Genomic DNA, 26,861 nt, shown 5'->3' on the forward strand with positions numbered 1-26,861 from the left:
GGCTACTCCGACGATCACCCGAGATCCCCGCACCTACGTGAGCCCCGAAATCTGGGACCGCGAGGTCACCCTGCTCATGCGCGACTACCCGTTCGACCAGGTCATGGCCGAGCGCCTGTTCCACGCCGCCGTCTCGTACCTCATCACCGCCATGGAGAAGTGGGGCCAAGGCCTGGAGATGTGCTGCGGTCGGATCGTGGACATCGCCGTCCACGTGTTCATCCTCGACACGAAGAACTACCGCGAGTTCTGCGCGAAGCACTTCGACGGGAAGTTCCTGGAGCACATCCCCGAGATCGCGTTCAAGTACGACGGGAGTGTGGAGCGAACCGCCCAGCTGATCGCGGCCAACGGGTTCGAGGTGGACTGGAAGCTCTGGGAGGCCGACTACGCCAAGTGCGGGCCGTGCCACCCCGGGGCCAGCTGCCACTAGCAGGACCTGAACGATCGGGCCGGAGCCGCTGCGTGCGGCTCCGGCTTTCATTTTGTGATGATTTGAGCAGTTTCCGTCTTCAGCTCTCGCCCCACCGGCATCCCCGATAGCGTCGTGGCACCGGATCCCGACGCCGTACGAGGAGCCACATGTCCACCGCGCCCACCACGCCGGCCGAGTACTGGGACAAGTACCGGCCCCAGCAGGAACGGCCCGCCGCCGAACGGTTCGACTGGACGGGCATCCCCGGCAGTGGCCCCGGCGCGGAGGTCCTGGGTGCCCCCGGGACCGCGTTGGACCTCGGCCCGGCCGAAGGCGAGAACGCCGCCTTCCTGGCCCGGCAGGGCGTCGAGGTGACCGCGGTGGACTTCTCGGCCGTGCAGGTCGAGCGGGCTCGGCGGTTCTGGGCCGGTCTGCCGAATCTGAGGTTCGTCCAGGCCGAGGCGTGTGCGTTCCTCGACCAGGAGGTTCGCCAGTGGGAGGCGATCTACTCGACGTGGGGCGCGGTCTGGTTCACCGACCCCGAGGAGCTGTTCCCGCGCATCGCAAGACGACTCGTGCCCGGCGGGGTCTTCGCCTTCTCGCACCGTGAACCGGTCGCCGGGCAGTACGGGGCGCAGGAGATGGGCGGTCGGTGGCTCGAGGGGAACGGCGGCCTGACCGTGCTGCGGTGGCAGCACAGCATCGAACAGTGGTCCGATCTGTTGAAGCGTCACGGGTTGGCCGACGTACGGGCGGAGGTGATCCCGGCGCCGGATGCAGCGCTGGGGACGCTGCTGGTCGTGGCCCGCGCGTGACCAGTAGCAGCAAGGCCCGGCCGGGGTCTCCCCCGGCCGGGCCCTGCTGGTGCGCGCTGTGCCTGGTCCTTCTCCTAGTCCGTCGAGGTGCCGCCGCCCGGGAGCAGGCGGCGGAAGCCGGTGTAGAGGATCAGGGCGTCGGGCAGCAGGACCGAGCCGTCCGCCTGGAGCCCCTGCTCCAGGAGGGCTGCGACGGTGCGGCCGATCGGGAGGGCGGAGCCGTTGAGGGTGGCGGCGGGGCCCTTGCGGCCGTCCGGGGTCTTGTAGCGGATGCCGGCCCGGCGGGCCTGGAAGGTGCCGCAGTCGGAGACCGAGGAGATCTCGCGGTAGGAGTCGCTGCCGGGCAGCCAGACCTCGATGTCGTAGGTGACCCGGGCCGAGAAGCCCAGGTCACCGGCGGGCAACTGGACGACGCGGTAGCTGAGTTCGAGCAGCTTCAGGCACTGCTCGGCGTGCCCCACCATCAGCTCGAACTGGTGCGGCGCGTCCTCGGGGGCGCAGATCCGGACCAGCTCGACCTTCTCGAACTGGTGCAGCCGCAGCACCCCGCGGGTGTCGCGGCCGTATGCGCCGGCCTCCGCGCGGAAGCAGGGGGTGCGGGCGGTGAAGGCCTGCGGCAGCTCGCGGCTGTCCAGGGTCTGGCCGGCCACCATGTTGGTCAGCGGCACCTCGGCGGTGGGGATGAGGAAGAGCTCGCGACCGCCGACCGAGGTCGCGAACAGGTCCTCCTCGAACTTGGGCAGCTGGCCGGTGCCGGTCATCGTCTCCCGGTTCACCAGGTAGGGCACCGCGTACTCGGTGTAGCCCTGCTCCTGGGTGTGCAGGTCCAGGAAGAAGTCCGACAGGGCCCGTTCCAGGCGGGCCCCGGCGCCGCGGCTGAGGTGGAACCGGGCGCCGGAGAGCCGGGCGGCCGTCTTGGTGTCGAAGATGCCGAGGTCCTCGCCGATGTCGGCGTGGTGGCGTGGTGTCACCCCGGGGGTGCGGACGGTCGGGCCGATCCGCCGCAGTTCCACCGCCTCCTTCTCGGAGTCGCCGTCGGGCACCGAGTCCAGCGGGATGTTCGGGATCCCGAGCGCGAGTTCCTCGAACTCCTCCTCGGCAGTGCGGACTTCGGCCTCGGCCAGCTGGGTGCGGGCGCGCAGTTCGCGGGCCGCCTCCTTGGCCTCCTCGGTCGGCGGGCCGGCCTTGCGGGCCCGCGCCGCGGCGTTGGCCTCGGCGCGCAGCCCGTCGACCACGCCCTGGGCCTCGGCCCGGCGCCGGTAGGCGGTGGCGAAGGCCTCGCGGTCGAAGGCGAACCTGCGGCGGGCCAGGCGGCGCACCGCCTCCGGGTCCCTCTCGATCAGCTCGCGCGGATCATGCATGGCGTTCTCCGGAATCACCGTGGGACATGGACAGGACCGCGCCCGCCGCGACCGCCGCCGCCAGGTCGGCGTCGACGTCGATCGCGGGCGCTGGGACAGCAGCAGGGACAGCGACAGGAGCAGGGACGGGAGCAGGAGCAGCAACAGGAGCTGCGACCGATGCGGTCACCAGATGCGCCGTGCCCAGCCGCTGGTAGGTCGCGCGGCGGGCCGAGCGCAGCCAGGCGGCGGCCAGCAGGCCGAACACCACCACGGCGACCACCAGCCACGGCAGGTCGGCCACCAGCACGTTGGTCGAACCGGTCAGCATGCTGAAGTTGCCCACCACCAGCCACACCGAGGCGACCAGCCCGGCGAAGCCGAGCAGCGGGATGACCGCCTCGCGCAGCCAGCTCCCGCCGCGGGCGCCGCCGCGCAGCCGCGCCACCACCACCGACAGCGCGGCCACCGCCTGGAGCACCACGATGCCCAGCGTGCCCAGGCCCAGCATGCTGGTGGTCATCGAGGTGTACGGGTTGAGCCCGGCCAGCGCGAAGACGGCGGCCACCACCACGGTCAGCACGGTCTGCACCACGCTGGCGCGGTGCGGCGAGGCGAACTTCGGGTGCTGCTCGGCCAGTCCGGCCGGGAGCAGCCCGTCGGCCGCCAGCACCTGGGCGTAGCGGTTGGCGGCGCTGTGCAGCGCGAGGGTGGCGGCGAACAGGCTGGTGCAGAGCATCACCTGCAGGCAGGTGCCGCCGACCGTGCCGAGGTAGCTGTTGCCGAGGTCGAAGAAGAGGTTGCCCAGCTCGTTGCCGGCCACCTCCTTGAGCTTGCCGGTGCCGACCGCGCCCACCGCCAGCCAGCTGGTCAGCGCGTAGAAGCCGGCGATCAGCAGCACCGCGCCGTAGGTGGCGCGCGGCACGCTGCGCTGCGGGTCCTTGGCCTCCTTGCCGTACAGGGCGGCCGACTCGAAGCCGATGAACGAGACGAACGCGAACATCAGCGCCACACCCGTGCCCGGGCCGGTCATGCTGTGCTCGGAGAACGAGGAGGCCGGCAGCGCGTGGGTGCCGTGCTTGACCAGGATCGCGATGTCCAGCGCGAACAGGATCCCGATCTCGCCGAGCATCAGCAGGGCCAGCAGCCTGGCGCTGGCCCCGATCTCGCGGTAGCCGAAGACGGCCACCAGCGCGATCCCCACCGCGGCGCACCACTCCCAGGGCAGGTTGAGGCCGTGCTGGGCCAGGATGATCTGGGTGAAGTAGCCCAGCGCGCCGGCCAGTCCGATGGTGGCGCAGTTGTAGGAGAGCAGGGCGAGGTATCCGGTCGCCACCGCCGGCGGCCGGCCGAGGTCGGCCGCCGTGGAGGCGTAGAAGCCGCCCGAGCCGCCCGTGCGGCGGGCGCTGACCGCGTACCCCACCGAGAAGCAGAGCAGGGTGATGCCGGCGAAGGCGAAGGCCGCCGGCACCCCCGCCCCGTTCCCGAAGGCGAACGCCAGCGGCACCGTGCCGACCATGGCCGACAGCGGTGCCGCCGCGGCGACGATGAGGAAGAGGATGTGACGGGTGGTCAGCCGGCCGGCCGGAGCGGCCGGGGCCTCCGGCCGGCGGGTGGGTCTGTTGTCGGGCATGGCAGCTCCAGGAGGAGGGGCGGGGGTGGGCCGGGGGAGGGTCAGGCGGGTGCGATGGCGAGCACGGTGTTCTGCCCGCCGAAACCGCAGGAGTTGCTCAGCGCCAGGTCGATCGGCATGTGGGAGAGGCTCTGCGCCAGCTTGATGTCGATGCGCGGGTCGGGCAGGAAGAGGTTGGCGGTGGGCGGCACCGTCTCCCGTTCCACGCTCAGCACCGAGAACGCCGCCTCCACCGCCCCGGCCGCACCCAGCAGGTGGCCGGTGACGCCCTTGGTGGAGGTGACCAGCGGGCTGCCGGTGAGCACCCGGTACATCATCCGGGCCTCGGCCAGGTCGTTGAGCGGGGTGGAGGTGCCGTGCGCGTTGACGTGCTGCACGTCCTCGGGGTCCGCGCCCGCGTCGGCCAGGGCCGCGCGGACGGCCGCCTCGATGCCGGCGCCGTCGGGGTGGGGGGACGTGATGTGGTGCGCGTCGGCGGTGGCGCCGTAGCCGATGATCCGGCCGCGGACGCGTGCGCGACGGGCCCGGGCGTCGGCGATGCGCTCCATCACCAGGATCCCGGCGCCCTCGCCGGCCACGAAGCCGTCCCGGTCCGCGTCGAAGGGGCGCGAGGCGGTGGCCGGGTCGTCCTGGCGCTTGGAGAGCGCGCCCATCTGGGCGAACCCGGCCATCACCAGGGGGGTGATCATGGCTTCGCTGCCGCCGGCCAGCACCACGTCGCAGCGGTTGAGGGCGAGCAGGTCCCGGGCCGTGCCGATGGCGGTGGCGCCGGAGGCGCAGGCGGTGGCGACCACCAGGTTGGGCCCGGTGGCGCCGAACTCGATGGCGGTCTGACCCGCCAGCATGTTGGGCAGCTGCTTGGGCAGCAGCAGCGGGGAGACCCGCTCCGAGCCCTGCTCGCGCAGGACCTGGTGCTGCTGCTCGACCGTGCCCGGGCCGCCGTCCGCGCAGCCGAGGACCACCCCGACCCGCGCCCCGTCCCAGGTGGCGGGGTCGAGGCCGGCGTCGGCGATGGCCTCCCGGGCGGCGACCAGGGCGAACTGTACGAACCTGTCGAGGCGGTGGGCCCGGCGGGCATTCAGCAGGCGCTCGGGATCGAAGTCGGGCACCCGGCACGAGATCCGCACCGGGTTGCCTTCCAGAGCCGGATCGAGCGCGGCGGGGGAACGGCCCCCGCACACGCTCGCCCAGCTCGCTTCGACACCCACGCCGCCTGGTGTGACCAGCCCCAGACCGGTGACCGCGATGTCGATGCCGGCCATCAGACCTTCGCGCTCCGCTCCTCCATGAGTCGCACCATGTCGGCGACGGTCTCGGCCTCCAGCAGTTCGTCGTCGCTGATGTCGAGGCCGAACTCGGCCTTCAGCAGGAGCGACAGCTCCACCACGGCCAGCGAGTCGAGCTCGATGTCCTCGCGGGTGGCCTCCGGGGTGATGGCCTCGGGCGAGATCTTGAGGGTGTCGACCAGGATTTCCCTGAACTGGTCCAGCTGCATGGCAGTTCCCTTTCGTTGACGCGGATGGGTGGAACCTGTGGTGGGGTGAGGTGTGGGGTGGGGTCAGGTGGCGGCGACCTCGGGCCAGACGAGGGTGGTCGCGCCCCAGGAGAGCCCGCCGCCGAAGGCGGTGAGCAGGACCTTGTGACCGGCCCGCAGGCCGCCGTCGGCGGCGGCCTCGGCGAGCAGCACGGGGATGGAGGCGGCCCCCGTGTTGCCGACGTGGGCGATGTTGCTCAGCCGCCGGTCCTCGGGGATCCCCAGCCGGTCGGCGACCGAGCCGAGGATCCGGGCGTTGGCCTGGTGGGCCACGAAGCGGTCGACCTCGTCCAGCCGCCAGCCGGCCGCCTCGGCGGCCTGGGTGGAGACGCTGGTCATCCGCTCGACCGCATGGCGGTAGGTCTCCCGGCCCACCATGCGGAAGTACTCGTCCCCGGGCGCGGCGGGGCGGCCCGAGGAGCGCTGTCGGGAACCGCCGGCCGGCACCTCGATCAGGTGGCTCGACTCGCCGTCGCTGCCCAGGATCTGCCGGCCGATCGCGCCGGGTTCGCCGGCCTCGCCGGCCCGCAGCAGCACCGCCCCCGCACCGTCCGCGAAGATCACCGCGGTGGTGCGGTCCTCGGGGTTGATGATCGTGGTGAAGGCGTCCGCCGCGATCAGCAGCACCCGCTCGGCGAGGCCCGAGGCGATCAGCCCCTCGGCGCTGGCGAGCCCGAACAGGAAGCCCGAGCAGACCGCGGCCACGTCGAAGGCGGGCACGTGGCCCAGGCCCAGGCGGGCCGCGACCTGCGGCGCGGTGGCCGGACAGGGCTGGTCCGGGGTGGTGGTGGCGAGCACCACCGCGTCCACCCGGTCGTCGCCCGCCGACTTCAGCGCCCGCCAGCCCGCCTCGACCGCCAGGTCGGAGGTGGCGGTGCCGGGCGTGACCACGTGCCGGGTGGCGATGCCGGTGCGGCTGCGGATCCACTCGTCGGAGGTGTCCAGCCGGCGCGACAGGTCCTCGTTGGTGACCACCTGGGGCGGCAGGTACGCCCCGAGCCCGGCGAGTACCGCGGCGGGGCCACGGCGACGGGTCACCGGTCGGCCCCCGGTGAGGCGAGGACTTCCACCGGCAGGCCCATGTAGGCCATCCGGGCCTCGGCCATCTCGTCGGTCCACCGCTCGGCCATGTCGTAGCGCTGGTCCGGCGTGGTGTCCAGCAGGCGCACGCCGGGCCACACCTCGTAGTCGCCGATCAGGTCGGCGTGCTGCGCCATGCCCTTCTGGAACAGCTCCTCGCGGTGGATCACGAACTCCCGGTCGGGCACCTCGTCCCAGAGCTCGACGCCGGCCCGCAGGATCTCCAGCAGCCGGGGCCGGTACTCGGGGTGGCGGGCGACGTGGTCGCGCAGGATGGTGCTGGCCACGGTGAGGTGGCGGATCTCGTCGATCGCGGTGCCGCGGGAGATCTCCCCGGTGGCGGGCGACAGCGGGGTCCACTTGCGCTCGCTCAGCTCGGCGGCGGGGGCCAGCACGCCCTCGATGACGATGGCGAACACCGCGACGCCGCCGGGGAAGTCGGCCTTGTCCCGGACGATGTCGAGGGTGAAGTCGACGACCGGCTCCAGCACCCGGGCCCGGTAGTCGGCGGCCATCTCGTCGATGTCGCGCAGCAGCGTCGCGGCCGGCTGCCCCAGCTCCACCAGGTGGTTGCGGAACACCCGGGCGTGCCGTGCCTCGTCGATCAACTGGGTGGCGTAGAACTCCAGTTCCGGAACCCCGGGGGCGATGGCGACGTAGTGGCCGAGCAGCCGGGTGGCGATCTCCTCGGACAGGCCGCGGAAGCCGAACTCCAGCACCAGCGCGTCGCGCAGCGGGCCGGGCTCCTTGAGGAAGTCCGGCACCACCGCGTCGCGGTGGTGGCCGGTCTCGCCGCGGTCGCGGAGCGTGCCCTGCGCCACCGAGGTGAACCAGTAGGCGAGGTTGCACTCCTCGGGGCCGAGGGTGAGTTCCTTCGCGCCGTCGAGCAGGCCGGGAGCCGTGTCCCAGCCGGCCTCGGGCGCCACGAAGTGGTTCATGGTGTGGATGTCTCCTTCGATGTCAGGACCGGCTGCAGGGACCCGGCGAACAGGGCGCCGGAGTAGCTGAGGAGCGGGGAGTCCTCGACGGCGGTGGCGTGCACCACCCGGCCGAGCAGCACCAGGCTGTCGCCCAGCGGGAGGGTGCCGTGCACCCGGCAGACGTAGTGGGCCAGCGCGCCGGCCAGCAGCGGGGCGCCCGCGTAGGGGGCGGGGGACCACCGGAGGCCGGCGAACTGCCCGCCGCCGTCCGGGCGCCTGCTCGCGAACCGCTGGGCCAGGTCGGCCTGCTGGGCGCCGAGCACGTTGACCGCGAACCGGCCCTCCTCCCCGGCCAGTTGGGCGAAGGAGGAGCCGACCCGCAGGCAGACCCCGAGCAGCAGCGGGTCCTTGGAGATCAGGGTGACCGTGCTGGCCGTGGTGCCGTGCAGGTGGCCGTCCCGGTTGACGGTGAGCACCGACACCGGGGAGGCCAGGTGGTACAGGGCCCGGCGGCGCTCGGCCGGGTCCTGCCGGGCCGGGCGCCGGGCGGCCGGCGCCGGGCCGTCCACCGGCGCGAGGGTACTGACGGCTGCGGCGCTCATCGCACCGGTTCCCGTTGCGCGCCCGACCGGCTGCCGACCGGCTGCGCGGCGGCCGGCCTCGGCGTGGCCGTGGGGGTGGCCGTGGCGGTGACCCTGGCGGGGACGTGCCCCACCGGCACCGGACCGTCACCGTGGTGCCCGACCGGCTTGGGGTGCGCGATCCCGAGGTCGTCCAGCAGTCGCAGGTAGCCGCTCTGGCGCACCGGCTCGAAGGGGAGCGCGAAGGACTTCATGAAGTTGCCGAACAGCCCCCGGTCCCCGAAGAGGTGGAACGGCAGCACCAGCAACGCCCACTCCGGCTTCACCAGCAGGCACCACAGCGCGGCCACCGCGCCCTGGGTGATGAGGCTGTGCATCACGTTGTAGGCCACGTAGTAGCCCTTGTGGACGGGCCGCCCGCCGCTGCGCTTGAAGGCGAGGGCGCCCGGGATGTAGCCGATCAGGTCGATGTACAGGAACAGCGCGACCGCGGGCAGCCAGCGCACCTGGTCGAGGTGGGCGATCAGCAGGCCGGTGGTGACGGCGAAGGCGACCAGGTACTCCGCGCGGTGCAGGGAGTAGGTCCTCGGCGTCTCGAAGGGATTTGCCTGATCCATCATCAGCTCCTGGTGGGCGACCGGCTACACGGCGGCAGCGGCGGGAGTGGTCAGTTCGATGCCCCCGACCACCTCGGTGTCCGGGTAGAGCCCGGTCAGCGCCCAGGCCACGGTCTCCTTGATGACCCGCTCGGCGATCGGGTCGAGGATGCCCTCCAGGCTCGGGATGCCGAAGTCGAAGTCCGCCTCGAAGGTCACCCGGACGTCGTCGCCCTCCTGGGCCAGCGTCCAGGCACCGGTGAAGCTGTCGAAGTCGCCGTCGGTCTGCTCGAAGCTGATCCGGTTGCCCGCCAGGTCGAAGACGTCGTCCTCGGTCCAGCGCAACAGGCCGCTGCGGAAGTGCAGTTCCCAGCTGGAGGAGCCGACCGGCGCCGGCAGCGTCGCGTGCACCTCGGTCGCCTTCACGTGCGGGGCGAGCTCCGGGTACCGCTCCCAGCGGCGCACGGCGTCCAGCACCGCCGCGGCCTCCTGCCCGGGGACAAGGGCGATCAGTTCAACGTGCCGCACTTTTGGTACCGCCTTCCGGCATAGTGGCCGCGCCCCGGACCAGGTCGCGGGTGGCCAGATCGAAGGAGTTGAGCAGGAACGCCACGTCGGTGGCGCTGAGCACGGCGGGCGGCGTGAACCGCACCACCGAGCTGCCGTTCATGGAGTGGTTGGCCACCACGCCGTGGTTGAACAGCTCGATCAGCAGTTCGCCGGCCAGGCCCGCCTCGATCAGCTCCAGGCCGATCAGGGTGCCCTGGCCGCGCACGTCCACCACCAGGTCGGGGATGTTGCGGTGGGCGATCTCGGCGATCCGCGGCAGCAGTTCGGCGCCCAGGCGGGCCGACCTGGCGACCAGGTCCTCCTCGTGCATGGCGCGGATGGCGCCCTGCACGGCCGCCATCAGCACCGGCTGGCCGGAGAAGGTGGCGGTGTGGACGTAGGGGTCCTTGTCGAAGGGCTTGAAGGCCTTGCGGGTGGCGACCGCGGCCGAGACCGGCAGCACCCCGCCGCCCAGCGCCTTGCCGGTCAGCAGCACGTCCGGGACCACGCCCTCGGCGTCGGCGCCCCACCAGGTGCCGAGCCGGCCGAAGCCGGTCTGCACCTCGTCCAGGATCAGGAACCCGCCGTACTGGCGGACCAGTTCCTCCACCTTCTTCAGGTAGCCGGCCGGCGGGATGATGACCCCGCCCTCGCCCTGGACCGGCTCCAGGATCACGCAGACCTCGCCGGGGTGGGCGGCCAGCTCGGCCTCCAGCGCGTCGGCGTCCCCGAACGGCAGGTGGAGGAAGTCCGGCACCAGCGGGCGGAACGGGGCCTGGTAGACCTCCTTGGCGGTGGCCGACAGCGCGCCCATGGTCTTGCCGTGGTAGCCGCCCTTCATCGAGACGGTGCGGCGGAACCCGCCCGCCCGGGCCAGCTTGAGGCCGGTCTCCACCGCCTCGGCGCCGGAGAGCGCGAAGTGCACCCGGTCCAGCCCCGGCGGCATGACCGAGACCAGCGCCTCGGCCGCCCGCGCCACGGTGGGCTCCAGCAGGATGCGGGTGGCGGTGGGGTGGGTGCGCAGCTGGCGCTCCACCTCCTCCATCACGATCGGGTGGCGGGCGCCCATGATGAACACGCCGTAGCCGCCGGCGTTCAGGAAGCGCTCGCCGTCGCTGGTGGTGAGCCAGGCGCCCTCGGACGCCGTCTCCATGTGGCTGCCGAAGAGCTCGGCGAGGGTGGCGCGGCCCTTGCTCAGATGGGCCCGGTAGAGCCCCAGGATCTTCTCTTCGGTATCGGCCGGGGCGGCGGCCGGGGCGGTCTCCTGCAGTACGGTCACGAGGTACTCACTCCAAGGAAGCGTGGGGGTGTGCGGGGTCGGCTCAGGCCAGCACCAGGGCCTCGCCCCGGAAGTAGCGCAGCAGCGGATCGCTGGCGGCGGCCCGGGCCGGCGGGTGGAAGGCGAGCGCCTGGACCGCCGCCGCGGCCGCGGTGTGGTCGTTCGAGCGGATGAAGTCCAGCCCGCCCAGCAGCTCCAGGGCCCGCGCGGCGATCCGCGGCAGCATCCGCTGCACCGAGTACCGGGCGACCAGGCTGCGGGCCACCGCGTCGTCGTCGGGGAACGGGCCGATGCCGCGGGCGGCGCTCTCCAGCAGCGTCAGGACCGCCTCCAGCTCGATGGCGAGGTCGGTCCGCTCCAGCGCGCCGCCGCGCTCGCGGTGGATCACCTGCTCGACCAGGGCGGCGGCGGCACCGGCGTAGCCGGCGCTGATCAGCGTCTCGAACCAGACGAAGCCGGCCGTCTGCAGGTCGTCCAGCCGGCGCGGGTCGTCGGCGCCGGCCCGCACCACCATGTCCTCGGGGACGTACACGTCCGCGAGCCGCACCTCGTCGCTCTCGGCACCGGCCAGCAGCTCGTTGCCCCAGAAGCGGTGCACGCTCAGGCCCGGCGCCGTGGCGGGCACCAGGGCCAGCGCCAGCTCGGCGGGGCCCTCGTCGTTGTAGACCGCGATGCTGGCGGTCAGCAGGTTCATCGACGCCGACAGGCTGCACGGCTTCTTCGAGCCCGAGAGCAGGTAGCCGCCCCGCACCGGCCGCGCGGTGACCGCCGGGGTGAGGATGTTCTGCTGGGTCCGGCCCTCGGCCCAGCCCGAGGCCAGCAGCTGCTGGTCCTGGACGACCCGGCGCAGCAGGTTCAGCTGGGCGTCGGTGAGCCGCTCGGAGCGGCCGGCCAGCGAGTAGAGCATGGCGACGGTGAAGTGGTGCATGGTCACCGCGGCGGCCAGCGAGGGCGAGATCGCGCCCAGCGCCTGCTGGACCAGCAGCGCGTCCAGCGGGTCGGCGCCGTGGCCGCCGTACTCGGCGGGCACCAGCAGGCCCACTCCGCCGTAGACCCGGAACAGGTCGATCACCGGGCTGCCGGGCTTCTCCCGCTCGGCGAACGGGATGCTCTCCAACTCCTTGAGCAGGCCCGGGTGGTACCGCTCACAGACGGCCCGGGCGGCGTCGAGGGAACGCAACGGATTACCTCCGATCGATGGTGGACGGGACGACCGCGCTCAGCCGCCGAAGACCGCCCGGTACGGGCTCACGCCGCGCGCGATGCTGACGCCCTGGACGTGCGAGGTCTTGAGCATGGGGTAGTTGGCCTCGCCGAAGGCGCCACCGGTGCGCCCGGTGCCGCCGTGGCTCGGGAGGTAGGGCAGGAACCCGATGTGCGAGTCGTTGACCTTCAGCAGGCCGCCGTTGACCACCCGGCGCACGAAGGTGTCGATCACCTCGTCCGAGCCCGCCCAGAGCGAGTTGCGCAGGCCGTAGTCGTTGCTGTTGACGAAGCCGAGGAAGGCCTCCAGCAGCGCGTCGTCGCCGTCTGCCTCCGGCACGATGATCGGGATGAGCGGGAAGAAGGTCTCCTCGCGCACCACGTCGAAGCTGCGGGCGTCCTTGAGGCCGGAGACCTTCACCACGGTCGGCTGCAGGAAGACGCCGGTGTCGGAGACCGTGCCGTCCACCTCCATCCGGTTGCCGCCGCACAGCAGTTCGGCGCCGTTGCCCAGCGCCTGGCGCAGCAGGCGGAAGAAGCGTTCGCTGCGGCGCACCGGGGAGAGCAGCACGTCCTCCTCCTCGGGCAGGCCCGGCTTGACGCTCTTGACCTGCTCGCAGACCTCGGCGATCAGCGCGTCGGCCACCGCCGGGTGGACCAGCACGTAGTTCGGCACCATGCAGATCTGGCCCGAGCCGTAGAAGGACTCGGTGATGGCCTCGGCCGCGTACTTCACGTCGGCGTCGGACCACACCACGATGCCGTCGTTGCCGGCCAGCTCCAGGATCGGCTTGGTGCCGTTGGCCACGCAGTCCTGCTCGAACTTCAGGCCCTCCTGGCTGCCGCCGATGTAGAAGATGTCGTCCATCAGCGGGTCGGCGACCCAACGGTCCAGCGTCTGCTTGGGGTTGGAGCAGATCGCGTTGAGCACGCCGGGCGGCGCGTCGAGCTCCTCCAGCAGCGGGGCGACCACGTCGCGCAGCAGCCACATGGTGCTCAGGGCGATGCTGCGCGGGGCGCGCACCACGACCGCGTTGCCGGCCATCATCGCGAGGACGGAGAGGGCGGCGCTGGGCAGCGGCGCGTTCTGCGGCGGGTTGAAGCCGACCACGCCGTCGGGCTGTCGGTGCAGGATCAGCTTGCGGTCGCCGTAGTCCTTCTCGACCCGCATCTGCTTGGTGTACCAGCGCAGGCTGCCGGGGGCGTAGATCTGCAGCAGGCAGCTGAGCTCCCAGCGGGCCAGCTTCACCGGGTGCGACTCGGCGACCAGCATCTCCAGGAACTCGTCCTGGCGGGCGATGAGTTCCTCGCGGAACCGGGTGCCGAGCTTCATCCGGTGCTCCAGCGGGACCGCGGCCCAGCGCGGCGCCGCGGCGGCCGCCGCCTGGGTGGCCCAGTCGATGGCGGCGTCGTTCGCGACGGCGCAGCGCCCCACCACGTAGGGGTGGAGGGCGACCTCGGACTCCGGGTCCTGCTCCAGGGTGCGCTTGAGGCTCACGCTGGTGAACACGTCCTCCAGCAGGGACTTGCCGCTGACGGTGTAGACCCAGCCGTCGCCCGGGACGTCCTTGCCCCCGATGAGGAGGTCATAACTCTTCAGTTGCTTGACGGATTCGGCCCGGCCGGCCGTCCCGGTTGATCGGGAGTACGCCTCGGCGTTTCCCTCCTGTACAGTTCCGCGAAGCATCATCAGCCTTTCCGAGTGGGGTTCCGGAATAGTTCCGTCGCACGGTGGAACCTGGGCGCGGGTGCCTGCTGCAGATCCGGAGAACATGCTTTCGGGCGATTTGATGGTCGCAATCGGATCTGACTCGTTGCTGACGCCCTGCTGATCCTGCGCCACCCGCGCCGACCGCGCCGACTGCCCGGCGAGCAGCCCCAACATGCCTCTGACGTACGGAAATCGAACGCGTCAGCGATACCTCAGTCCCGCGTCAGCACCGACGGCTTGGATGATCCGCACACCGGTCCGCCATTCGCTGTCCCTGGATTGGGGCTCTGCCATGAAAACCGAGAACTCGGCGCCGCTCGACCTGCGCGGGCTGTCCCCGCTGGAAATACGCGAGGAAGTCGAGACCGTCGTCCAGCAGATGTTCCGGGAATACCTGCTGATGTCCGAGCACGAGGACCTTCCGCAGGAGACGAGCTATTTCGACCTCGGCCTCACCTCGCTGCGGCTGAGCGAGATCCGCGAGCGCCTGGAGACCCGGCTCGGCCTCGCGATCAACGCGAACGTGCTCTTCAACGAGCCCACGGTCGAGCGCCTGGTCGAGCACCTCACCGACGCGCTCGCCGGCTGAGACCGACCGGCACCTGCCGCCGAGCACCGAACCCCCATCCGAAAGGTAGGACCAGGCATGCCGCCTGTGGCAGCGAAGACCGATGTGACGCACCCGCAGCCGCCGGAACCGATCGCCATCGTCGGTGTCGGTCTGCGCTTCCCGGGTGGCAGCAACTCGCTCGACGAGTTCGAGGCTTTCCTGCGGGAGGGGCGTTCCGGCATCGGCCCGCTGCCGCAGGACCGTTGGGACGTCCCGGCGTTCACGCCGCAGAGCCCGGAGGACAAGGGCAAGATCCACACCACCGGCGGCGGGTTCCTGGACCACGTCGACCGCTTCGACGCCGCCTTCTTCAACATCTCGCCGAAGGAGGCCCAGTACATGGACCCCCAGCAGCGGATGCTGCTGGAGACGGCCTGGCAGGCGCTGGAGCACGCGGGCATCGACCCGACCCCGCTGCGCCGCGGCGACGGCGGCGTGTACGTCGGCGCCAGCTCGATCGACTACGCCCTCGAGCTGGACTCGCTGCCGTACACCGAGCTGGACGGCCACCTCGCCTCGGGCATCACCATGTTCCCGCTCTCCGGCCGGATCTCGTACTTCCTGGGCTGGCGCGGCCCGAGCATGAGCATCGACACCGCCTGCTCCTCCTCGCTGGTGGCGCTGCACCTGGCCGCCCAGGGCCTGCGCGCCGGCGAGTGCGAGATCGCGCTGTGCGGCGGCGTGAACGCCGTGCACCACCCGCGCATCCCGGTGATGTTCTCCAACGCCAACATGCTTTCGCCCGACGGCCGTTGCAAGACCTTCGACGAGTCCGCCGACGGCTACGCGCGCGCCGAGGGCTGCGGGGTGCTGGTCCTCAAGCGGCTGTCGGACGCGCTGCGGGACGGCAACCGGATCCACGCCGTGGTCCGCGGCACCGCGGTCGGCCAGGACGGCGACAGCGCCGGCCTGACCGTCCCCAACGGCCCGGCCCAGGAGAAGGTGATCCGCGCCGCGCTGGCCGCCGCCCACCTGGAGCCGGCCGACATCCAGTACGTGGAGGCGCACGGCACCGGCACGCCGCTGGGCGACCCGATCGAGTTCGGCGCCATCGGCGACGCCTTCGCCGACTCGCACACCAGCGCCGCCCCGCTGCTGGTCGGCTCGGTGAAGACCAACCTGGGCCACATGGAGCCCGCCTCCGGCCTGGTCGGCGTCATCAAGGCGCTGCTGCAGATCCGCTCGGCGACGATCTTCCCGCACCTCAACCTGACCACCCCCTCCGGCCGCATCCCCTGGGACCTCTACCCGATCCGGGTGCCCACCGCGTGCGAGCCGTGGCAGGCCCCGGTGCGGCGCGCCGTCGTCAACAGCTTCGGCTTCGCCGGCACGATCGGCGCCGTCGTCCTGGAGCAGGCCCCGCAGCCGGCCGCGGACGAGCAGGGCGCCGCCGGGCAGGCGCAGTCGCCCGCCGCGAACTTCTTCACCCTCTCCGCCAAGAGCGCCGCCGCACTGCGCGACCAGGCCGCCGCCTACCGGCTGCTGCTCGCCGAGCGCCCCGACGTGCCGCTCGAAGCGCTCTGCCGCACCGGCCACACCGACCGCACCCACTTCCCCTACCGGGTGGCCGGACTGGTCGCCGACCACGCCGCCCTGGACAAGCTGCTGGAGCGCACCCAGCAGGCCGAGCACGAGGGGCCGGCCGGCCTGCGCAAGATCGCCTTCCTGTTCAGCGGCCAGGGCTCGCAGTACCCGGGCATGGGCGCCGCGCTCTACCGGCGCCACGCGCTCTTCCGCGAGCTGGTCGACCGCTGCGACGAGCTGTTCCAGCCCCATCTGGGCCGCTCGGTCCGCGAGTTGCTGCTCGGCACCGCCCCCGACCCGGAGGCGCTGAACCGCACCGAGCTGACCCAGCCGGCCCTGTTCACCCTGGAGTACGCCCTCGCGCAGCTCTGGATCGACTGGGGCGCCAAGCCCAGCGTGCTGATCGGCCACAGCATCGGCGAGGTGGTCGCCGCCGCGGTCTCCGGCGTGCTCGACCTGCCCGACGCGGTGGCCCTGGTCGCCGCCCGCGCCCGGCTGATGCAGGCGGTCACCGCCGCGGGCGGCATGCTGGCCGTCAGCGCGCCGGCCGAGCAGGTCGAACCGCTGCTGGCCGACCACCCCGACCTGGCCATGGCAGCCGTCAACTCGCCCGAGCAGTGCGTCATATCGGGCGCCGTGGCGCCGCTGGAGCAGGTCGCCGAGGTGCTGCGCGAGCGCAGCGTGCGGACCGACCGGCTGGCCGTCTCGCACGCCTTCCACTCACCGCTGATGACGGAGGTCTACGAGGACTTCCGCACCGCCCTGAAGGACATCACCTTCCACGAGCCGACCATCACCGTGGTCTCCAACCTCACCGGCCGCCCCGCGCGGTTCGCCGAGATCGGCACCCCGGAGTACTGGGTGCGGCACATCGGCGAGCCGGTGCGCTTCCTGGCGGGCATCCGGGCGGTGGCCAAGCGCGGTCGCCACGCGATGATCGAGATCGGCCCCTCGGCGGCGCTCACCGCCCTCGCCCAGCGCTGCCTCGATGCGGCCGAGCACCTGTGGCTGCCCAGCCTGCGGCGGCGCGACAAGGAGGGCACCGCCCTGCTGGACGCGCTGTGCGCCTACTACACCGCCGGCCTGCCGCTCTCCTTCGACCGGCTGCACGAGGGGACCGTGGCCCCCGCCCGGATCCCGCTGCCCACCTACGCCTTCCAGCGCAAGCGCTACTGGCTGCCCTCCCCCGGCCCGCGCCGCGCCGCCGCCACCGGCGCCGCCGCCCACCACCCGCTGCTCGGCACCCGGGTGGACCAGCAACAGCAGGACGGCACCGTGGAGTTCGCCGCCGACCTGGTCCTCGACGACCTCGGCGCGCTCGCCGACCTGGCCACCGAGGACGGCGGCCTGGCCCTGCCCGCCGCCGCCCACCTCGACCTGCTGCTCGCGCTCCAGGACGCCGTGGAGGGCCACACCCGCGGCGCCGTCGAGGAGTTGCGGCTGCACGCACCGCTGGTGCTGGAGGCCGAGAACCCCGTCACCGTGCGCACCCGGCTGCGGCGCCGCCCGGACGGCAGCGCCGAGGTCGAGGTGGTCACCGTCGTCGACGGCGCGGACCGCGTCCACGCCACCGCCCGGATCGCCCCCGACGCCCCCACCGCCACCGCCTGGCCGGCGCCGGACGAGCTGGGCGCCGCCGTGCTGCGGATCGACGAGGAGGACCTGCACACCGACCTCGCCTCGGTCGGCCACCCGCACGGCCCGCGGATCCGCCGGCTGCTGGAGGTCACCCGGCACGAGGACGGCCTGCTCAGCGCGCGGGTGCGCGGCAAGGACAGCACCGCCGTCGAGCAGCTGCCCGCCGAACTGCTGCACGCCGCCCTGCTCTCCGGCGTCGTCCTGCACCCCGAGGGCCCGGTGCTCCAGCCGCGCGCGATCGGCGGCCTGACCCTGCACCGCAAGCCGCGCGGCGGCGAGCTGCTGGTCCTCTCCCGGGTCACCACCGAGGCGGGCCGCCACCGCGCGGACCTGCTGCTGCTGGAGGACGGGCGGCCGGTCGCCGAGCTGCGCGGGGTCGAGCTGGAGCGTCCCGAGGGCCGCGCCGGAGCACGCAGCTTCCTGCACCGGCCGCTCTGGCTGCGCCGGGCCCTGCCGCCCGCCGCCGGCCCCACCGCCCGGCACGTCGTGCTGCTCGACCGTGAGCGCGCGCACGCCTCCCGGGCGCTCGACGGCTTCCGGGCCGCCGCCGGAGCGGAGGTCACGGTGACCCGGTGCGCGGATACGGCCGGCCTGGCCGAGGCGCTGCGCGAACCCGCCGTCACCGACGTCTGCTGGGTCTGGCGCCCGCAGCACGACAGCGTCCCCTCGCTGGAGCGGCTGCGCGCCGAGTGCGAGGCCAACTACCGCGACCTGCTCGCGCTGCCCGCCGCGTTGGCCGGCGCCGCGGCCCGCCGCCCACCGCGGCTGTGGCTGGTCACCGAGGGCGCCACGCTGCTGCCGGGCGATCCGCAGGGCACCGGCGGACACCTGGCCGCCGCCACCCTGTGGGGCTTCGGCCGGGTGCTGCTCAGCGAGTACCCGCAGTACCGGGTGACGCTGGTGGACCTGGACCCCGCGCTGGACGCCGCCCTGGACCCCGCACCGCAGACCGGGTCGGACCCGGCCGGCCCGCTCGCGCCGCTGGCCGCCGAGCTGGCCGCGCAGCCCGCCGGCGAGCACCAGGTGGCGCTGCGCGCCGGCCGCCGCTACGTGCGCCGACTGGTCGCCGGCGACACCGCCGCCCCCGCCTCGGGCGAGGTCGAGCTGCGCGCCCCGGCCACCGGGGACCTGTCCGACCTGGCGCTCGAACACGCCGACGTGGACGCCCCAAGCGGCGACCAGCTGCGGGTCGAGGTCACCGCCGTCGCCCTGACGGCCGAGGACGCCGCGGTGGCGCTGGACACCGCGCGGGCCGAGAGCGGCGAGCGCGGACCGGTGCTCGGCTCGCTCGCCCGCGGCATCGTGCGGGCCGCGGGCCCGCAGGCGGACCACGCCCCGGGCACCGAGGTCCTGGTGCGCTGGGACGGCGCCTTCCGCAGCACCCTGCTCGTGCCCTGCGCCGCCGTCGAGCCCGCCGCCCTGCCGGCCGGGGCCGAGACCTACCTGCCCGAGGAGACCGGCGAGGCGCTGCGCACCGCGGCGCGCGGCACGACGGCCTGGGTGGACCTCACCGGCCTGCGCCCCGCGCCCGCGGACGGCGCCGCCGTCACCGTCCGCCCCGACCGCAACTACCTGGTGACCGGTGGCCTCGGCGGCCTCGGCCTGGTCACCGCCGCGAAGCTGGTCGACCTCGGCGCCCGGCAGCTGACCCTGGTCAGCCGCAGCGGCCGGCCCACCGAGGAGGCCGCCGCGGTGCTGGCCGCGCTCGCCGAGCGGGCCGAGGTCGAGGTGGTGCGGGCCGACGTGAGCCGCCGCGAGGACGTCGAGCGGCTGACCGCCCTGCTGCGCACCGCGGCGCACCCGCTGGGCGGCATCGTGCACGCGGCCGGTTCCTTCGACAAGACCCTGATCGCCGACCTGACCTGGGAGGCGTTCGAGGAGCAGCTGGCGGCCAAGGCCTACGGCGGCTGGCTGCTGCACGAGGCCGCGGCGTCCTTCCCGGAGCTCGCGTTCTTCACCTCGTACTCCTCCATCGCCGCCGTGCTCGGCGGCGCCACCCAGGGCCACTACGCCGCCGCCGGCGCCGCGCTCGACAGCCTCGCCGAGTGGCGGGTGCGGCAGGGCCTGCCCGGTCTGTCCGTCAACTGGGCGGCCTGGGCGCGGGTCGGCATGTCCGCCCGGCTGGAGGAGCACCTGATCGCGGAGATCGAGCGCAGCGGCGTCCGGTTCTTCTCCCCCACCCGGGCGCTGGCCACCCTGGCCCGGCTCTGGGACGGGCCGCGCACCCAGCGGCTGGTCGGCGAGTTCGACTGGGACCGCTATGTGGTCGGCGGCGTGGAGGACGCCCTCTACGACCGCCTGGCCCGCCAGGACCAGGCGGCGGACGGCAGCTTCGAGCCGCAGGCGCTGGCTGCCCTGCCCAAGCCCGAACGACTGGCCCTGATCGACCAGTTGGTGCGGGAGAAGGTCGCCGACGTGCTGCACCTGGAGGAGGGCGACGAGCTCTCGCCGAACGCCGAGTTCCTCTCGCTCGGGCTGGACTCGCTGATGGCCCAGACCGTCAAGACCGGCCTGGAGAGCGCCTTCCGGCTGCCGCTGCCCGCCTCCCTGACGTACGACCACCCCACGGTGCGTCAGCTCAGCGCCTTCCTGGAGGAGCAGCTCGCCCCGGCCGCCGCCTGAGCAGTCCGCCAGCGCCGCGGCCGACACCTTCGACACATGCGGAGACAGACAGTGGAAGACACCCAGACGTGGACGCTGGTCCACACCTCGCGCGGGCACGCCGATGCCCGGCCCGAGCGAGCCGCGATCGTCTGCGAGGACCGGACCACCAGCTACGGGCAGCTGCACCGGGAGAGCAACCGGGCCGCCCACGCCCTGCTCGCGGCGGGGGTGCGGCGCGGCGACCGGGTGGCCTACCTGGGCCGCGAGTCGGAGTACTACTACCTGGCGCTGCTGGCGGGCGCCAAGGCGGGGGCGGTGACGGTGCCGGTCAACTGGCGCCTGACCGCTCCCGAGGTGGAGCACATCGTGCGCGACTCCGGCGCCGTCCTGGCCTACGTGGACGCCGAGTTCGCCGCCGCCCTGGAGTCGGTCCGCCCCCAGCTGCCCGGCCTGCGGACCGTGGTGGTGCTGGACGGCACCGGCCCCGGGGGCGCGGCGGACCGCGGCGCGGGCCTGCGCGCCTGGTACGCCGCAGCGCCCGACACCGACCTCGACCCGGGCACCGGTCCCGAGGACGCGGTGGTGCAGATCTACACCAGCGGCACCACCGGCCTGCCCAAGGGTGCGGTGCTCGCCCACCGCAGCTTCTTCACCCTGCCGGCGGCGATGCGCGAGCACGGCGTGGACTGGATCGACTGGCGGGCCGAGGACGTCAGCCTGATCTCGCTGCCCGGCTTCGGCATCGCCGGCATCGGCTGGTTCATGCACGGCTTCAACGCCGGTGCGGTCAACGTGGTGATGCCGCAGTTCATCCCGCAGGAGGCGGTGCGGCTGATCCGCGAGCAGCGGGTCACCATCACCTTCGCCGCCCCGGCCATGCTGCAGATGCTGATGGCCGAACGGGAGGCGGGGCCGGTCTCCTTCGCCTCGCTGCGCAAGATCGCCTACGGCGCGGCGCCGATGTCGGAGCTGCTGCTGCAGGAGTGCCTGGCGGCCTTCGGCTGCGAGTTCACCCAGATCTACGCCAGCACCGAGACCGGCAGCGTGGCGGTCTGCCTGCCGCCCGAGGACCACCGCCCGGGCGTCGGGCGGCTGCGCTCGGTGGGCCGGCCCTGCCCGGGCAACGAGGTCAAGGTGATCGGCCCGGACGGCGAGGAGCTGCCGCCCGGCCGGATCGGGCAGATCTGCATCCGCACCCCCTCCCGGATGCTCGGCTACTGGAACCTGCCCGAGGCGACGGCGCGGACCCTGGTGGGCGACTGGCTGCACATGGGCGACGCCGGCTACCTGGACGTGGCCGGGTACGTCTACCTGTGCGACCGGATGAACGACACCATCATCGTGGCCGGCCAGAACATCTACCCGGTCGAGGTGGAGATGGAGCTGGGCAACCACCCGGCGGTGGCCGACGCCGCCGTGGTGGGCCTGCCCGACACCCGCTGGGGCGAGAGCGTGCACGCCTGCGTGGTGCTGCGCCCCGGCCACACCGCCACCGCGCGCGAGCTGATGCTGTCGCTGCGCGGCCGGCTGGCCGACTACAAGATCCCCACCGGCTACCACATCGTCGACGAGCTGCCGCGCAATCCCTCCGGCAAGGTGCTGCGCCGCACCGTCCGTGAGGGCCTGCAGAAAGCCGTTTGAAGGCAATGTTTCTGACGCATCTTCAGCCCTTCCACGATCGGAGACCGTCATGTCCTCGTCCGCCGGGCCACCCCAGCTGGGCATCCTGCTGCCGACCCGGGAGCAGGCCATCAGCGGCGGCTACTCGGCCGCGCCGCTGCTCGACTTCGCACGGCAGGCCGAGTCGCTCGGATTCGACTCGCTCTGGGCGGGCGACTCGCTCACCGCCCGCCCCCGGCTGGACCCGCTGGTCGTGCTCTCCGCCGCCGCGGCGGTGACCAGCCGGATCACGGTCGGCACCGCCGCGCTGACCCCCGCCCTGCGCCACCCGCTGATCGGCGCCAACCTGATCGCCAGCCTGGACCACGTGGCCGCCCGCCGCCTGGTGCTCGGCCTGGGCTCGGGCTTCCCGATGCCCGAGACCGAGGCCGAGTTCGCCTCGGTCGGCGCCTCCTTCGCCGGCCGGGTCGGCCGGCTGGACGAGATCACCGCGCTGTGGCGGCGGGCCTGGCACGCGGGCGAGCCCGGCGCGCCGACCTCCTTCGAGGGCAGGTACTGGCAGGCCGAGGGCCTGGACCGGCTGCCGCGACCCAGCACCCCCGGCGGCCCGCCGCTCTGGCTGGCCGGCAGCGACACGCCCAAGGTGCTGGCCCGGGTCGCCCGCGACTACGACGGCTGGCTGCCGTTCCTGCCCTCCACCGAGGCCTACGCGAGCGCCCGCGAGCGGCTCGCCGAGCTGAGCGTCGAGGCCGGCCGCGCCCCGGACGCGGTGACCCCCGCGCTCTACGCCACGATCACCGTCAACCGCGACGAGGCCGCGGCCAAGGCCGAGCTGGAGCACTACATCGGCCACTACTACGGCCGTTCGCTGGCACAGATGGCCGCCATCCAGGCCTACGGCTGGGGCAGCGCCGAGCGCTGCGCCGAGTGGCTGGCCGGCTACGTGCGGGCCGGCGCCCGCCACATCGTGATCCGGATCGGGTCCTACGACCCGCAACCGCACCTTCAGGAGATCGCCGAGGTGCTGCTGCCCGCAGTGCGCGCGCTCGGCGCACCGACCATCGCCGTTGGGAGTGCATCGTGACCGTTGTCCTGGGCCAGGAGATGTCGAAGGCCGGCCACTGGTTCCATCCGGTGGAACCCTCGCCGGAGGCCTCCGTGCGGCTGTTCATGCTGCCGCACGCCGGCAGCGGCGCGGTCATCTACCGCGACTGGGAGTCCCTGCTGCCCGCCGACATCGCCCCGCAGGCGGTGACCCTGCCCGGCCGGCACAACCGGCGCTACGAGGAGAGCTACGAGGACTGGGACCCGCTGCTGGACGCGCTCTACGACGCCGTCCTCGACGACCTGGACGACCGTCCGTTCGCCTTCTTCGGCCACTGCCTCGGCGCCCAGCTGGCGTTCCGGCTGACCATCAAGCTGGAGCAGGAGGGCGGCCCGAAGCCGATCATGATCGGCATGTCGGGCTGGTCGCCGGAGGGCTTCTTCCAGCCCACCGAGGAGCAGAGCCGGATGCCCGACGCCGAGATGGTCGAGTGGATCAAGAAGCTGGGCTCGTTCCCCGCCGAGGTCTACGACAACCCGCAGATGCTCGCCCTGGTCGTGCCGGCACTGCGGGCAGACCTGCGGGTGGCCGCCCAGTACGTCGACGACGGCGCCAAGGTCGAGTGCCCGCTGGCCTCCTACGGCGGCCGTTCGGACCCGCTGCAGGAGCGCCCGGACGCCATGAGCCACTGGGCCGAGCGCACCCCCAGCTACCTGGGCCACAACGAGTACGCCGGCGGCCACTTCTACATCGACAGCCACGCCCAGGCCGTCACCAGCCACTTCGCGCACCGGCTGCAGCGCCTGGTGGCGTCCCGCTGAGCCGGCGGCCCTGGGCCTGGCGCGTGCATGAACTGACGCTCAGTCAGTCGCGCGTCAGGCCGCCGTCAGGACCGTTCGCCATAGTCGGAACAGAAGCGATGCGGCGGCCACACCGGAACCCCGGCCCGCCACCCGATGCACCGACTGGATCCATCGACCGAAGGAGGAGTCCCGGAGATGGCCGATCCCATCCACGCGGCTGGCCCGTCCCGGGCCCTCATCGTCGCCAACCCGGCCTCGGGCTCGCACAACCCGCAGCTGGTCTACGAGGTCGAGGAACTCTGCGCCGACTACCTGCGGCACGCCGAGGTCCACAGCACCACCGGCCCCGGTGACGCGACCACCGCGGTCCGCCGCGCCCTGGAGCGCACCGAGGGCGCACCGGACCTCGTCGTCGCGATCGGCGGCGACGGCACCGTGCGCGAGGTGGTGCAGGGGCTGGTCGAGGCCGCCGGCAGCCGGGCGGCCCTGTTCGTCGTCCCCGGCGGCACCGGCAACTCCGGTTACCGGATGCTGTGGGGCGACCGCTTCTGGGCCGAGACCCTCAAGTCGGTGCTGGCCGACTCCGGCCCGGGCGGCGGCTCCCGGCTGCGCCGCCTCGACCTGGCCAGACTCGTCGAGACCGACCGGGTGGTCTACCTCGGCGGCTGTTCCGGCGTGATCGCCGACTCGCTGATCACCGCCCGCAGCGTGCCGGAGAGCGGCCGGGCCCGCTACGCCCGGGCCTACGCCGAGACCGCGCGCGGTTACCGGCCCTACCCGGGCCGGGTCACCGTCGACGGCAAGGTGGTGCACGAGGGCCCGACCACGCTGGCCAACGTCGGCGGCGGCCGCTACCGCGGCGGGCAGTACCTGGTGCTGCCGCACTCGCTGCTCGACGACGGCCTGCTCGACGTCTGCGTCATCGGCGACGTGCCGGCCGCCGAGGTGCCGGCCCTCACCCTCCAGGCCGCCCACCTGACCCACCCCGCCACCGTCTACGCCCGCGGCCGGCGGATCACCGTCGAGCGCACCGACGGTGAGCGGCTCCCCCTCGAACACGACGGGGAGTACCAGGAGGACCTCGGCTCCCGCGCGACCTTCGAGGTCATGCCCGGTGCCCTGGCCGCCTGGGCACCGGCCGAATAGAGCTTCCGGCACCGCCGTCGGCACGCCCGAGCGTGCACCCGCGGCAGCCGGTCACCCCGGTGCGGCAGCCATCCGCACCGCGCCGCCGCACCAGCGGCACACCGTTGCGCCACCCGTTACCCGTATGCGAACCCCGTACCGAAGGGACACACCATGAGCGACCTGGTCGAGACCGTCAACCGCTACCTCGCCATCTGGAACGAGGCGGACGCCGACAACCGCGCAGCCGCCATCGCCGAGCTCTTCACCGCGGACGCCCCGTACATCGACCCGCTGGCCGCCGTGGCGGGCCACGAGGGCATCGCGGCCGTCCTCACCGGCGCCCGCGACCAGTTCAAGGGCCTCTCCTTCGAGCTGCTCGGCACCGTCGACACCCACCACAACATCGCCCGGTTCCAGTGGGGCCTGGTGACCGAGGCGGGTGCCGAGCCGATCGCGATCGGCTTCGACGTCGCCGTCACCAACGAGGACGGCCGGATCACCGGCGTCTACGGCTTCCTCGACAAGCTGCCGGCCGCCTGACCGGTCGGGGCGCCGCCTGAGGGCGCCCCGGCCACCGCGTGGAGCTGCCGGGTCCCACCCCCGTACCCGGCAGCTCCCGCTCTGCTGTCAAGACCCGTACCGGACAAGGGATGTGACACAGTCATGGCGTCGGTCCTGAGCGAGGACGTGCTGTCCGCCCTCTGCGAGGAGTGGCAACGACCCGGCGGCGGGCCGCGCCACCCGCGGGCCTCGGCCGACACCCCGCTGCGGGAGCTGGCGCAGTGGGCCGCGGCCCTGCGCCCCACCGACATACCCTGCCGGGTACTGAAACTGGCGGCCAGTCAGGTGCTCTCCCAGGCGGCCTCGATCCGCGCCGGGCTGGCACACCCGCTGGGCCGCCGGCTGGTCGCCGCCTTCGGCCACCCGCTGCAGCCCGACCCCCGCGCCTCCGCCGCCATGTTCGCGGCACTCGGCTCCTGGCTCAACCTGGACGACACCGCCTACGCCGGCCACCTGTCCAACTCCACCGTCGCCGTCCCGCTCGCCTACGCCTACGCGCGCCAGCTGGACGGCCTTTCGCTGCTCACCGCGGTGGTGGCCGCCAACGAGTGCGCCGCGCGGATCACCGCCTCGGCCACCCTGGGCCCGTTGCGCGGCCAGAGCGCGGTGCACACCCACCTGGCCGGCGCGGTCGCCGGGCGGCTGCACTGCGACCGGGCGCCGGGCCGGGTCTGGGAGGACGCCTTCGGCCTCGCCCTGGCCATGCCCAACTGGCCGCTGATGCGCGGCTTCCTGGCGAGCGACGCGCGCCTGTTCAACACCTTCACCCCGGTGCGCACCGCCATGGACGCCTGCGACGGCGCGATCGCCGGACTGCGCGGCGCCCCCGACATCATCGAGCACGAGGACGGCTTCCTCGCCCGGTTCGCCACCGTCCCGCTCCCCCAGGCGGTCGCCAAGGGACTGGGCCGGCGCTGGCACACCGACACCCTCTCGTTCAAGGTGCACCCCGGCGGCCCCGGCATCGACGCGGCGATCGACTGCGCCGCGGAGATCCACCGGGTCCTGGGGCCGATCCGCCCCGAGGACGTCGCGGACATCGTGGTCGAGGCCTCGCTCTACACGCTCTTCGCCGGCCAGCGCGCCTCCGCCTACATCTGCGGCCCCGGATCCCCGCTGGGCGCACTCGTGCTGGACGTGCCCTACCCGGTCGCCACCACGCTGCTGACCGGGGAGTTCGGCGTGGACGACTTCTCCTCGCCACTGCTGGACGACCCCGCCCGCTGGAACCTGGCCCGCCGCATCCGGCTCGAGCACGACACCGCGATGACCCGCGAACTCTTCGCCTCCGACGCGCCGTTCGGCGAGGCGGTGCGCGAGGCCGGTGCCCGCGCGCTGCCCTGGCTGCGCGGCTTCGGCGGCGACGAACTGGTCGAGCTGGTGGGCACCCTCGGCGGCGAGACCCCCGACTTCACCGGGTCGACCAAGGCCACCGGCGCCCGCGTCGTGGTGCGGATGAAGGACGGCCGCACCATCACCCGCTCCCGCCTCATCCCGATCGGCGCGGCCGGGCCGGACACCCGGGTGAACCACGCCGAGATGATGCGCCAGAAGTTCCTCTCCGTGGGCGGGCCGCAGCGGGTCGCCGACACCGCCGCCAGCCTGCACCGGATGCGTCCGCGCGCGGTGCGCCGCTGGGTCGAGGCGGCGTTCCTGGGCTGACCGGCTGACC

Annotated in this window: 22 protein-coding genes; 10 read left to right on the top strand and 12 right to left on the bottom strand. The window is 73.2% G+C overall.

Going from position 1 to position 26,861, the window contains the following annotated elements; translation table 11 throughout:
- The first annotated feature begins 49 nt into the window (after positions 1-49).
- Both OG294_RS19900 and OG294_RS19905 read left to right on the top strand, forming a co-directional pair.
- Positions 50-433, top strand: coding sequence for a glycine-rich domain-containing protein (locus OG294_RS19900; protein WP_442789349.1), 384 nt, complete (start codon positions 50-52; stop codon positions 431-433).
- A gap of 149 nt (positions 434-582) precedes the next feature.
- Positions 583-1,230: a class I SAM-dependent methyltransferase gene (locus tag OG294_RS19905; protein WP_327067862.1), complete on the top strand. Its 648-nt coding sequence runs from the start codon at positions 583-585 to the stop codon at positions 1,228-1,230.
- Between the two features lie 74 nt (positions 1,231-1,304).
- Here the strand turns inward: OG294_RS19905 and serS are convergent, their stop codons facing one another.
- The 12 genes from serS to OG294_RS19965 form a co-directional block, all read right to left on the bottom strand.
- A complete protein-coding gene (serS, locus tag OG294_RS19910; protein ID WP_327067863.1) occupies positions 1,305-2,591 on the bottom strand; it encodes a serine--tRNA ligase in 1,287 nt (428 codons plus the stop codon).
- Positions 2,584-4,203 (bottom strand): APC family permease, encoded by a 1,620-nt coding sequence (locus tag OG294_RS19915; RefSeq protein ID WP_327067864.1) that lies wholly within the window; start codon positions 4,201-4,203, stop codon positions 2,584-2,586. The genes serS and OG294_RS19915 overlap by 8 nt, the downstream gene beginning before the upstream one ends.
- 41 nt (positions 4,204-4,244) lie before the next feature.
- The gene (locus OG294_RS19920; protein ID WP_327067865.1) at positions 4,245-5,465 is read right to left on the bottom strand and encodes a beta-ketoacyl-[acyl-carrier-protein] synthase family protein; all 1,221 of its coding nucleotides are present in this window, start codon (positions 5,463-5,465) and stop codon (positions 4,245-4,247) included.
- Positions 5,465-5,698, bottom strand: a complete 234-nt coding sequence (locus OG294_RS19925; protein WP_327067866.1) for an acyl carrier protein — start codon at positions 5,696-5,698, stop codon at positions 5,465-5,467. Before OG294_RS19925 ends, OG294_RS19920 begins: the two co-directional genes overlap by 1 nt.
- A 63-nt stretch (positions 5,699-5,761) precedes the next feature.
- A complete protein-coding gene (locus tag OG294_RS19930; protein ID WP_327067867.1) occupies positions 5,762-6,775 on the bottom strand; it encodes a beta-ketoacyl-ACP synthase III in 1,014 nt (337 codons plus the stop codon).
- On the bottom strand, positions 6,772-7,755 hold the full coding sequence (locus OG294_RS19935) for a VlmB-like protein (protein WP_327067868.1): 984 nt from the start codon (positions 7,753-7,755) through the stop codon (positions 6,772-6,774). Before OG294_RS19935 ends, OG294_RS19930 begins: the two co-directional genes overlap by 4 nt.
- Positions 7,752-8,339: a flavin reductase family protein gene (locus OG294_RS19940; RefSeq protein WP_327067869.1), complete on the bottom strand. Its 588-nt coding sequence runs from the start codon at positions 8,337-8,339 to the stop codon at positions 7,752-7,754. Before OG294_RS19940 ends, OG294_RS19935 begins: the two co-directional genes overlap by 4 nt.
- Complete coding sequence (locus OG294_RS19945; protein WP_327067870.1) at positions 8,336-8,935, bottom strand: hypothetical protein; 600 nt, start codon at positions 8,933-8,935, stop codon at positions 8,336-8,338. Before OG294_RS19945 ends, OG294_RS19940 begins: the two co-directional genes overlap by 4 nt.
- A gap of 24 nt (positions 8,936-8,959) precedes the next feature.
- Positions 8,960-9,442 (bottom strand): type II toxin-antitoxin system RatA family toxin, encoded by a 483-nt coding sequence (locus OG294_RS19950; RefSeq protein ID WP_327067871.1) that lies wholly within the window; start codon positions 9,440-9,442, stop codon positions 8,960-8,962.
- On the bottom strand, positions 9,429-10,742 hold the full coding sequence (locus tag OG294_RS19955) for an aspartate aminotransferase family protein (protein ID WP_327067872.1): 1,314 nt from the start codon (positions 10,740-10,742) through the stop codon (positions 9,429-9,431). Before OG294_RS19955 ends, OG294_RS19950 begins: the two co-directional genes overlap by 14 nt.
- A 43-nt stretch (positions 10,743-10,785) precedes the next feature.
- The gene (locus tag OG294_RS19960) at positions 10,786-11,922 is read right to left on the bottom strand and encodes an acyl-CoA dehydrogenase family protein (protein ID WP_327067873.1); all 1,137 of its coding nucleotides are present in this window, start codon (positions 11,920-11,922) and stop codon (positions 10,786-10,788) included.
- A 39-nt stretch (positions 11,923-11,961) separates the two neighbouring features.
- Entirely contained in the window at positions 11,962-13,632 is a 1,671-nt protein-coding gene (locus tag OG294_RS19965) for an aldehyde dehydrogenase family protein (RefSeq protein WP_327071598.1), read from the bottom strand.
- Between the two features lie 265 nt (positions 13,633-13,897).
- Here OG294_RS19965 and OG294_RS19970 point away from each other — a divergent pair, with 265 nt between their 5' ends.
- The 8 genes from OG294_RS19970 (at position 13,898) to OG294_RS20005 (ending at position 26,851) form a co-directional block, all read left to right on the top strand.
- Positions 13,898-14,245, top strand: a complete 348-nt coding sequence (locus OG294_RS19970; protein ID WP_327067874.1) for an acyl carrier protein — start codon at positions 13,898-13,900, stop codon at positions 14,243-14,245.
- 57 nt (positions 14,246-14,302) lie between these two features.
- Positions 14,303-20,050: an SDR family oxidoreductase gene (locus OG294_RS19975; protein WP_327067875.1), complete on the top strand. Its 5,748-nt coding sequence runs from the start codon at positions 14,303-14,305 to the stop codon at positions 20,048-20,050.
- Positions 20,051-20,086: 36 nt separating this feature from the next.
- On the top strand, positions 20,087-21,673 hold the full coding sequence (locus tag OG294_RS19980) for a fatty acid--CoA ligase (protein ID WP_442789180.1): 1,587 nt from the start codon (positions 20,087-20,089) through the stop codon (positions 21,671-21,673).
- Between the two features lie 49 nt (positions 21,674-21,722).
- Positions 21,723-22,736: an LLM class flavin-dependent oxidoreductase gene (locus OG294_RS19985; RefSeq protein WP_327067877.1), complete on the top strand. Its 1,014-nt coding sequence runs from the start codon at positions 21,723-21,725 to the stop codon at positions 22,734-22,736.
- 20 nt (positions 22,737-22,756) lie between these two features.
- Positions 22,757-23,518, top strand: a complete 762-nt coding sequence (locus OG294_RS19990; RefSeq protein ID WP_327071599.1) for a thioesterase II family protein — start codon at positions 22,757-22,759, stop codon at positions 23,516-23,518.
- 177 nt (positions 23,519-23,695) lie between these two features.
- Positions 23,696-24,646, top strand: coding sequence for a diacylglycerol/lipid kinase family protein (locus OG294_RS19995; protein WP_327067878.1), 951 nt, complete (start codon positions 23,696-23,698; stop codon positions 24,644-24,646).
- A 153-nt stretch (positions 24,647-24,799) separates the two neighbouring features.
- On the top strand, positions 24,800-25,168 hold the full coding sequence (locus tag OG294_RS20000; RefSeq protein ID WP_327067879.1) for a nuclear transport factor 2 family protein: 369 nt from the start codon (positions 24,800-24,802) through the stop codon (positions 25,166-25,168).
- A gap of 123 nt (positions 25,169-25,291) precedes the next feature.
- Positions 25,292-26,851 carry an MmgE/PrpD family protein gene (locus OG294_RS20005; protein WP_327067880.1) on the top strand — a complete coding sequence of 520 codons (1,560 nt, stop codon included), beginning with the start codon at positions 25,292-25,294 and terminating at the stop codon, positions 26,849-26,851.
- Positions 26,852-26,861 lie beyond the last annotated feature (10 nt).

Source organism: Kitasatospora sp. NBC_01302, assembly GCF_035976515.1.
Taxonomy (GTDB): domain Bacteria; phylum Actinomycetota; class Actinomycetes; order Streptomycetales; family Streptomycetaceae; genus Kitasatospora.

Coding starts and splice junctions, on each gene's coding strand:
- OG294_RS20000 (WP_327067879.1), top strand. CDS start 24,800: ATGAGCGACCTGGTCGAGACCGTCAACCGCTACCTCGCCATCTGGAAC.
- OG294_RS19995 (WP_327067878.1), top strand. CDS start 23,696: ATGGCCGATCCCATCCACGCGGCTGGCCCGTCCCGGGCCCTCATCGTC.
- OG294_RS19965 (WP_327071598.1), bottom strand. CDS start 13,632: ATGCTTCGCGGAACTGTACAGGAGGGAAACGCCGAGGCGTACTCCCGA.
- OG294_RS19920 (WP_327067865.1), bottom strand. CDS start 5,465: ATGGCCGGCATCGACATCGCGGTCACCGGTCTGGGGCTGGTCACACCA.
- OG294_RS19975 (WP_327067875.1), top strand. CDS start 14,303: ATGCCGCCTGTGGCAGCGAAGACCGATGTGACGCACCCGCAGCCGCCG.
- OG294_RS19985 (WP_327067877.1), top strand. CDS start 21,723: ATGTCCTCGTCCGCCGGGCCACCCCAGCTGGGCATCCTGCTGCCGACC.
- OG294_RS20005 (WP_327067880.1), top strand. CDS start 25,292: ATGGCGTCGGTCCTGAGCGAGGACGTGCTGTCCGCCCTCTGCGAGGAG.
- OG294_RS19935 (WP_327067868.1), bottom strand. CDS start 7,755: ATGAACCACTTCGTGGCGCCCGAGGCCGGCTGGGACACGGCTCCCGGC.
- OG294_RS19980 (WP_442789180.1), top strand. CDS start 20,087: ATGCGGAGACAGACAGTGGAAGACACCCAGACGTGGACGCTGGTCCAC.
- OG294_RS19945 (WP_327067870.1), bottom strand. CDS start 8,935: ATGGATCAGGCAAATCCCTTCGAGACGCCGAGGACCTACTCCCTGCAC.
- OG294_RS19905 (WP_327067862.1), top strand. CDS start 583: ATGTCCACCGCGCCCACCACGCCGGCCGAGTACTGGGACAAGTACCGG.
- OG294_RS19990 (WP_327071599.1), top strand. CDS start 22,757: ATGTCGAAGGCCGGCCACTGGTTCCATCCGGTGGAACCCTCGCCGGAG.
- OG294_RS19915 (WP_327067864.1), bottom strand. CDS start 4,203: ATGCCCGACAACAGACCCACCCGCCGGCCGGAGGCCCCGGCCGCTCCG.
- OG294_RS19940 (WP_327067869.1), bottom strand. CDS start 8,339: ATGAGCGCCGCAGCCGTCAGTACCCTCGCGCCGGTGGACGGCCCGGCG.
- OG294_RS19925 (WP_327067866.1), bottom strand. CDS start 5,698: ATGCAGCTGGACCAGTTCAGGGAAATCCTGGTCGACACCCTCAAGATC.
- serS (WP_327067863.1), bottom strand. CDS start 2,591: ATGCATGATCCGCGCGAGCTGATCGAGAGGGACCCGGAGGCGGTGCGC.
- OG294_RS19970 (WP_327067874.1), top strand. CDS start 13,898: ATGATCCGCACACCGGTCCGCCATTCGCTGTCCCTGGATTGGGGCTCT.